We start from the raw sequence: 5,681 nt of genomic DNA on the forward strand, positions 1-5,681 counted from the left end.
GCGGATATGGACAGCACCATGATCCAGCAGGAGTGTATTGACGAGCTGGCAGATGAGGCCGGGGTCGGGGACCGCGTCAAAGATATCACCGCCCGCGCCATGAACGGAGAGCTTGATTTCAACGCCGCCCTGCGCGAACGGGTTGGTCTGTTAAAGGGGCTGGAAGAGGCGGTGATCACCCGCGTGCTGGCCGAACGGATCACCCATATGCCCGGCGGCAAGACCCTGATCGCCACGATGAAGGCAAATGGGGCCTATGCGGCGCTTGTGTCGGGCGGTTTCACGGCGTTCACCGCCGCCGTGGCAGAGGCGCTTGGCTTTGACGAGAACCGCGCGAATACGCTGATCGCATCGGATGGCGTGCTGACGGGCGACGTCGGTGTGCCGATCCTGGGCAAACAGGCCAAGGTCGATGCGCTGGAACAGATCACCGCGCGCCTGGGGCTGTCAGAGGATGACGTGATTGCCGTAGGCGACGGGGCAAACGATCTGGGCATGCTGGCGCGCGCGGGCATGGGGGTGGCGCTGCACGCCAAGCCCGCCGTGGCGGCGGAATGTGACGTGCGGATCAACTTTGGCGACCTGACGGCGCTGCTTTATGTGCAGGGGTACGCCAAGGACGAATTCGTCATCTAGGCGCGCAAGCTGCATGGGGCGCTGCCCCATACCCCGGGATTTTTAACCATTTGGAAGCGACGTTACGCAAAGCCAGCGGCAGGTTTGAGCGTACCCGTGATGATGCCGCGCCGGTTTTCTATCGGGGCATTGCGGTATTTCAACGCTTCGGGGTGGTTCGGGTCGAGCGCGCCGAGTTTGACCAGGATCGAGGTGATCGCGCATTCGGCCGCGCGTTTGGTGCCACAGGCCGCCTTGAGAGCCACGCCGATGTTCTGATCCGGCAGGATCGCGATGAAGAACCCCTCGGCCCCGGTTTTGAGCGCGACCTTGCCGTTCATCGCGCGCATCAGATTGGTGCAGGCGCGGGTTTCGCCGGCGACAAGGTCGGGGTGCAGGCGCATGGCCTGATGCAGCCGCGCCTCGGCCGACCCATCAGGAGCAACGGCAAAATGCGCCATGGCGCGGGCCATACCGTGTAGCGTAGTTGCAAAATTCGGGACAGAGCAGCCGTCGATCCCGAAGCCGGGCGAGGTGGTGCCGGTCACACGCTCGAACGCCTCGAGACAGGCGCGTTGCACGGGGTGGTCCGGCTTTTCATAATCCGCGCCGCCGCCCATATGAGCGTTGACCGACAAGAAGCCCGCGTGTTTGCCGGAACATTCATGGTGGATCTGGCAAGGCTGCGTGCCGGAACACACCAGTGCATTGCGCGCGGCCTCGTCCCCGGGAAGTGCCGTGCCGCAGCGAAAGGCGCTGTCGTCCAGCCCCAACGTCTTGAGCCAGTCAGAGATGATGCCCACATGCAAATCCGCCGCCTGATGGGACGCGCAGGCCAGCGCCAGATGTTGGGGCCCAAGGCCATAGGCATCGGCGGCACCGGACTGGATCAGGGGCAGCGCCTGGATCATCTTGGCAGAGGAGCGCGGCAGGATCACCGTGTCGGGATCGCCCCAAGCCTGCAGGATCTGACCGCTGCTGTCACAGACCACCGCATGACCCGAATGCACGCTTTCCAGAAACGGACCACGCCAGATTTCAGCAAAGGGGGCTGCTTGGGTCATGAATTATCCTTTTCGTTGGCGAATTCCTGCCAATCAGGGTTTCGTGTGTCGCCTGTTTGCCGTTATTATGCTTGTTGACGAGAGAAATACAGTTCCTTTGATCAAGAGCGCCTCCCGAAGGGCTGCCATTGGGGAATTGTTGTGATGTTGAGGTTAATGGCGGCTGGAGGCCCAGGTAGATGATGAACTTTAGGACGATTGGTTTTGCGGCGGCGCTGGCGGGTCTGAGCGCAGGCAGCGTTTTCGCGCAAGCGCAAAGCACGAACCGCGTGGCAGCAGAGACGGACTGGAGCGTATTCGTCGAAGACAACCCGACCGAATGCTGGGGCGTGTCCACGCCGAAAGAATCCGTGAACTCCCGCGATGGTCGCGTTGTGGCGGTGAACCGCGGCCAGACCCTGCTGATGGTCTTTTACCGTCCAAGCGCGGGGGCCAAGGGGCAGGTGGCCTTTACCGGCGGCTATCCCTTTGCTTCGGGGTCGACTGTCAACATGAACATCGGCGGCACCACGTTCGAGCTGTTCACCGAAGGCGAATGGGCCTGGCCTGCGACCACCGAGGACGACAACAAGATCATCGCCGCGATGAAACGTGGTGCGGATGCCAAGCTGACGGGTCGTTCCGGGCGCGGGACCAAGACCGAGGACACGTTCTCGCTTCTGGGGTTCACAGCTGCGGTTGAAGATGCGGCCAAACGCTGCGGCGGCTAGGTTTTTCCGCCTGAACTGATCGCAAAGCCCTGCCATTGGCGGGGCTTTTTCACACCAAGGGTTTGGTCGATAAAGCGGCCATGACGGGCGAAGCTATGCACTCAGCCCGGCCCAGCAATGCGGCGTTTCCTTTTGATTTAGGGAAAAATCCCTATATAGAGCGCTCAAACCCCTGCACACCGGAGAATCCCCATGTCTGCGACCGCGCCGATTACTCAAGATGTCATGACCATTCCGCGTAAGCAGGCGGAGGGGCCGGTGAACCTTGTCGGGTTGACCCGTGATGCCATGCGCGCCGCGTTGATCGCGGAAGGCACGCCGGAGAAACAGGCGAAGATGCGTGTGGGGCAGATCTGGCAGTGGATCTATCAATGGGGCACCCGCGATTTTGCCGATATGACCAACCTGTCGAAAGCCTTCCGTGCCGAGCTGGCCGAGAAGTTCGTGATCGAGGTGCCCGAGGTCGTGACCAAACAGGTGTCCGAAGACGGCACGCGCAAATATCTGGTGCGCATCGCGGGCGGCCATGAGGTCGAGGTGGTGTATATCCCCGAAGAGGGGCGCGGTACGTTGTGCGTCAGCTCTCAGGTCGGCTGCACGCTGACCTGTTCCTTCTGTCACACTGGCACGCAAAAGCTGGTGCGCAACCTGACCGCGGCCGAGATTATCGGGCAGGTGATGGTGGCGCGGGATGATCTGGGCGAATGGCCCGTGCCCGGTACGCTGACCGATGCGCCGCGGCTGTTGTCCAACATCGTGCTGATGGGCATGGGCGAGCCGCTTTATAACTTTGAAAACGTGCGCGACGCGATGAAGATCGCGATGGACCCCGAGGGGATCCAGCTGTCGCGCCGCCGGATCACCCTGTCGACCTCCGGTGTTGTGCCAGAGATCGCGCGCACCGCCGAAGAGATTGGCTGCCAGCTGGCTGTATCTTTCCACGCCACCACGGACGAGGTGCGCAACAAGTTGGTGCCGATCAACAAACGCTGGAACATCGCCGAGCTGATCGAGGCGCTGCGGGCCTACCCCAAGGTCAGCAACTCTGAACGGATCACGTTTGAATATGTCATGCTGGATGGTGTGAACGATTCAGACGCCGATGCGCATCGTCTGATTGAATTGATCCGCGGTATCCCCGCCAAGATCAACCTGATCCCTTTCAACGAATGGCCCGGCGCGCCGTATAAGCGGTCGTCGAACAACCGCATTCGTGCGTTCTCCGAAATCGTGTATCAGGCAGGCTACGCCTCGCCCGTGCGTAAACCGCGGGGTGAAGATATCATGGCGGCCTGCGGTCAGTTGAAATCCGCGACAGAGCGCGAACGCAAGTCCCGCAAGCAGATCGAGGCTGACGCGGGGATGTAACTGCCCTTAATTCAACGTGAAATCCACGATGCAGCCGTCCCGATTGGGGCGGCTGTTTGCATTTCAAGGCGTTTGATTGTGGCGGGGTCACCCTGAAATGACCTTGGGCCCGCCACATTTAAGCAGAAATTAAGTCATGATCGCCCAGAATATTGTTTCCATCGACAACACAATCAGGAGCGATACTGCGATGACTGTTATTATCAAGAACGACGCCTTTATCACTGCCGATGTACTGGCGCTTGTGACCCGCGAACGCGAAAGCGCCTTGTCCTACCGCGAATGGAAACATCGTCTGGCCGGTTATGGTTATGGGGTACGTGATACGGACCACGGGTCCGTTCTGGAAACGCTGCCGCATCACGTTGAGGTCTGTGTGCTTCCGGCCGATCTTTGCGCCTGATCTGACCGGAACCTTTATTTTGAACGCCCGGGGACTTCCTCTCGGGCGGGGGCTGTATCCCAGTTCTCGATCAGCTTCATCGCCTCGTCGGCGGTTTCAACGAATTGGAACAGGTCCAGATCCTGATCAGAGATCGTGCCCGCGTCTGCCAGCGCATCCCAGTTGATGATCTTTTCCCAGAAGGCACGGCCGAACAGCAGGAACGGCACACGGCTCATCCGGCCTGTCTGGATCAGGGTCAGCGTTTCGAACATCTCGTCCAGCGTGCCAAAGCCGCCGGGGAAGACACAGATCGCCCGCGCGCGCATCAGGAAATGCATCTTGCGGATCGCGAAGTAGTGAAAGTTAAAGCACAGCTCCGGTGTGACATATTCATTCGGGGCCTGTTCGAAGGGTAGAACGATGTTCAGCCCGATCGATTGCCCGCCGGCGTCGACGGCACCGCGGTTGCCAGCCTCCATCACGCCGGGGCCACCGCCAGTGACGATCACGTTGTCTTGCCCGTCACTCTCCATCGATTTCAGCGTCATCAGCCGTGCGAATTCGCGGGCCTCGTCATAGAAATGGGACAGATCGGCCAGTGTCTTGGTGCGGGCCTTGTCTTTATGGGCAGGGGCGGGAATACGCGCGCCGCCGAACAGAACGATGGTGGATTTCACACCATGGGCGTCCAGCTCCATCTCGGGCTTGAGCAATTCCAGTTGCAGCCGGACGGGGCGCAACTCCTGACGGCACATGAAGTCGTCATCGGTAAAGGCCAGCCGGTATGCCGGGGCGCGCGTTTGCGGCGTGTCGGGTACATCCTGCGCGGTAGCGCGGTCGTCGCCGGCCATGCGCAAGGGGTGGCGTTTGGATTCGGTCATCATACTCTCCGGTCTGTGCGGGCGACGGGTGCCCTTTGCTGCAACATGCCTGCCTTTGCCGCAAATGACCACGCCATCCGACGTCATTGCACCACAGCCCCGACGACTGTATAGCCAAGCGCAACATTTGACCCTCATTCGCCGGAGCTACACCCATGTCGAACGCCCAACTTGAAACCGCCATCGAAGCCGCCTGGGACGCCCGTGACACGATCACTTCGGCCACCACCGGTGAAACACGTGACGCGATCGAAGACACGCTGGCCGCGCTGGACAGCGGCAAGCTGCGCGTTGCCGAAAAGATGGAGAACGGCGACTGGCATGTGAACCAATGGGCCAAGAAAGCGGTCCTGCTGGGCTTCCGTATCAAGGATATGGAACAGCAAGACGGCGGCCCGCAGGGCAGCGGCTGGTGGGACAAGGTCGATAGCAAGTTCAAAGGTTGGAACGATGCCGACTGGAAAGAGGCAGGCTTTCGCGCCGTGCCCAACTGTGTCGTGCGCAAATCGGCCTATATCGCGCCGGGCGTCGTGCTGATGCCGTCCTTTGTGAACATTGGTGCCTATGTCGACAGCGGCACAATGGTTGACACATGGGCGACCGTCGGGTCCTGCGCGCAGATCGGCAAGAACGTGCATCTGTCGGGCGGCGTCGGCAT

General features: G+C 60.7%; 7 protein-coding genes. 5 read left to right on the forward strand and 2 right to left on the reverse strand.

Going from position 1 to position 5,681, the window contains the following annotated elements:
• Window positions 1-636: phosphoserine phosphatase SerB (serB, locus tag B3849_RS06720; protein ID WP_286779936.1), on the forward strand; the 636-nt coding region annotated here is incomplete at its 5' end.
• Window positions 637-698: 62 nt separating this feature from the next.
• Here serB and B3849_RS06725 read toward each other — a convergent pair.
• Window positions 699-1,679, reverse strand: a complete 981-nt coding sequence (locus B3849_RS06725; RefSeq protein ID WP_278424975.1) for an asparaginase — start codon at window positions 1,677-1,679, stop codon at window positions 699-701.
• A gap of 179 nt (window positions 1,680-1,858) precedes the next feature.
• Between B3849_RS06725 and B3849_RS06730 the strand changes: the two genes are divergently transcribed.
• The 3 genes from B3849_RS06730 (at window position 1,859) to B3849_RS06740 (ending at window position 4,160) form a co-directional block, all read left to right on the forward strand.
• The gene (locus B3849_RS06730; protein WP_278376335.1) at window positions 1,859-2,389 is read left to right on the forward strand and encodes an invasion associated locus B family protein; all 531 of its coding nucleotides are present in this window, start codon (window positions 1,859-1,861) and stop codon (window positions 2,387-2,389) included.
• A 192-nt stretch (window positions 2,390-2,581) separates the two neighbouring features.
• Complete coding sequence (rlmN, locus tag B3849_RS06735) at window positions 2,582-3,757, forward strand: 23S rRNA (adenine(2503)-C(2))-methyltransferase RlmN (RefSeq protein WP_037942562.1); 1,176 nt, start codon at window positions 2,582-2,584, stop codon at window positions 3,755-3,757.
• Between the two features lie 190 nt (window positions 3,758-3,947).
• Complete coding sequence (locus tag B3849_RS06740) at window positions 3,948-4,160, forward strand: hypothetical protein (RefSeq protein ID WP_005850541.1); 213 nt, start codon at window positions 3,948-3,950, stop codon at window positions 4,158-4,160.
• A 14-nt stretch (window positions 4,161-4,174) separates the two neighbouring features.
• Here B3849_RS06740 and B3849_RS06745 read toward each other — a convergent pair whose 3' ends face one another.
• On the reverse strand, window positions 4,175-5,026 hold the full coding sequence (locus tag B3849_RS06745) for a TIGR00730 family Rossman fold protein (RefSeq protein WP_407474089.1): 852 nt from the start codon (window positions 5,024-5,026) through the stop codon (window positions 4,175-4,177).
• Window positions 5,027-5,178: 152 nt separating this feature from the next.
• On the opposite strand from B3849_RS06745, the gene B3849_RS06750 reads away from it, so the two are divergent.
• Window positions 5,179-5,681 (forward strand): 2,3,4,5-tetrahydropyridine-2,6-dicarboxylate N-succinyltransferase (locus B3849_RS06750; RefSeq protein ID WP_286779937.1); only part of this gene is annotated, 503 nt, incomplete at its 3' end.

The sequence above is a fragment of the Sulfitobacter sp. UBA4523 genome (genome assembly GCF_002388305.1).
GTDB lineage: Bacteria > Pseudomonadota > Alphaproteobacteria > Rhodobacterales > Rhodobacteraceae > Sulfitobacter > Sulfitobacter pontiacus.

What these genes read in the sequence shown, in the direction of transcription:
- B3849_RS06725 (WP_278424975.1), bottom strand. Translation starts at nt 1,679, where the DNA reads ATGACCCAAGCAGCCCCCTTTGCTGAAATCTGGCGTGGTCCGTTTCTG.
- B3849_RS06730 (WP_278376335.1), top strand. Translation starts at nt 1,859, where the DNA reads ATGATGAACTTTAGGACGATTGGTTTTGCGGCGGCGCTGGCGGGTCTG.
- rlmN (WP_037942562.1), top strand. Translation starts at nt 2,582, where the DNA reads ATGTCTGCGACCGCGCCGATTACTCAAGATGTCATGACCATTCCGCGT.
- B3849_RS06740 (WP_005850541.1), top strand. Translation starts at nt 3,948, where the DNA reads ATGACTGTTATTATCAAGAACGACGCCTTTATCACTGCCGATGTACTG.
- B3849_RS06745 (WP_407474089.1), bottom strand. Translation starts at nt 5,026, where the DNA reads ATGATGACCGAATCCAAACGCCACCCCTTGCGCATGGCCGGCGACGAC.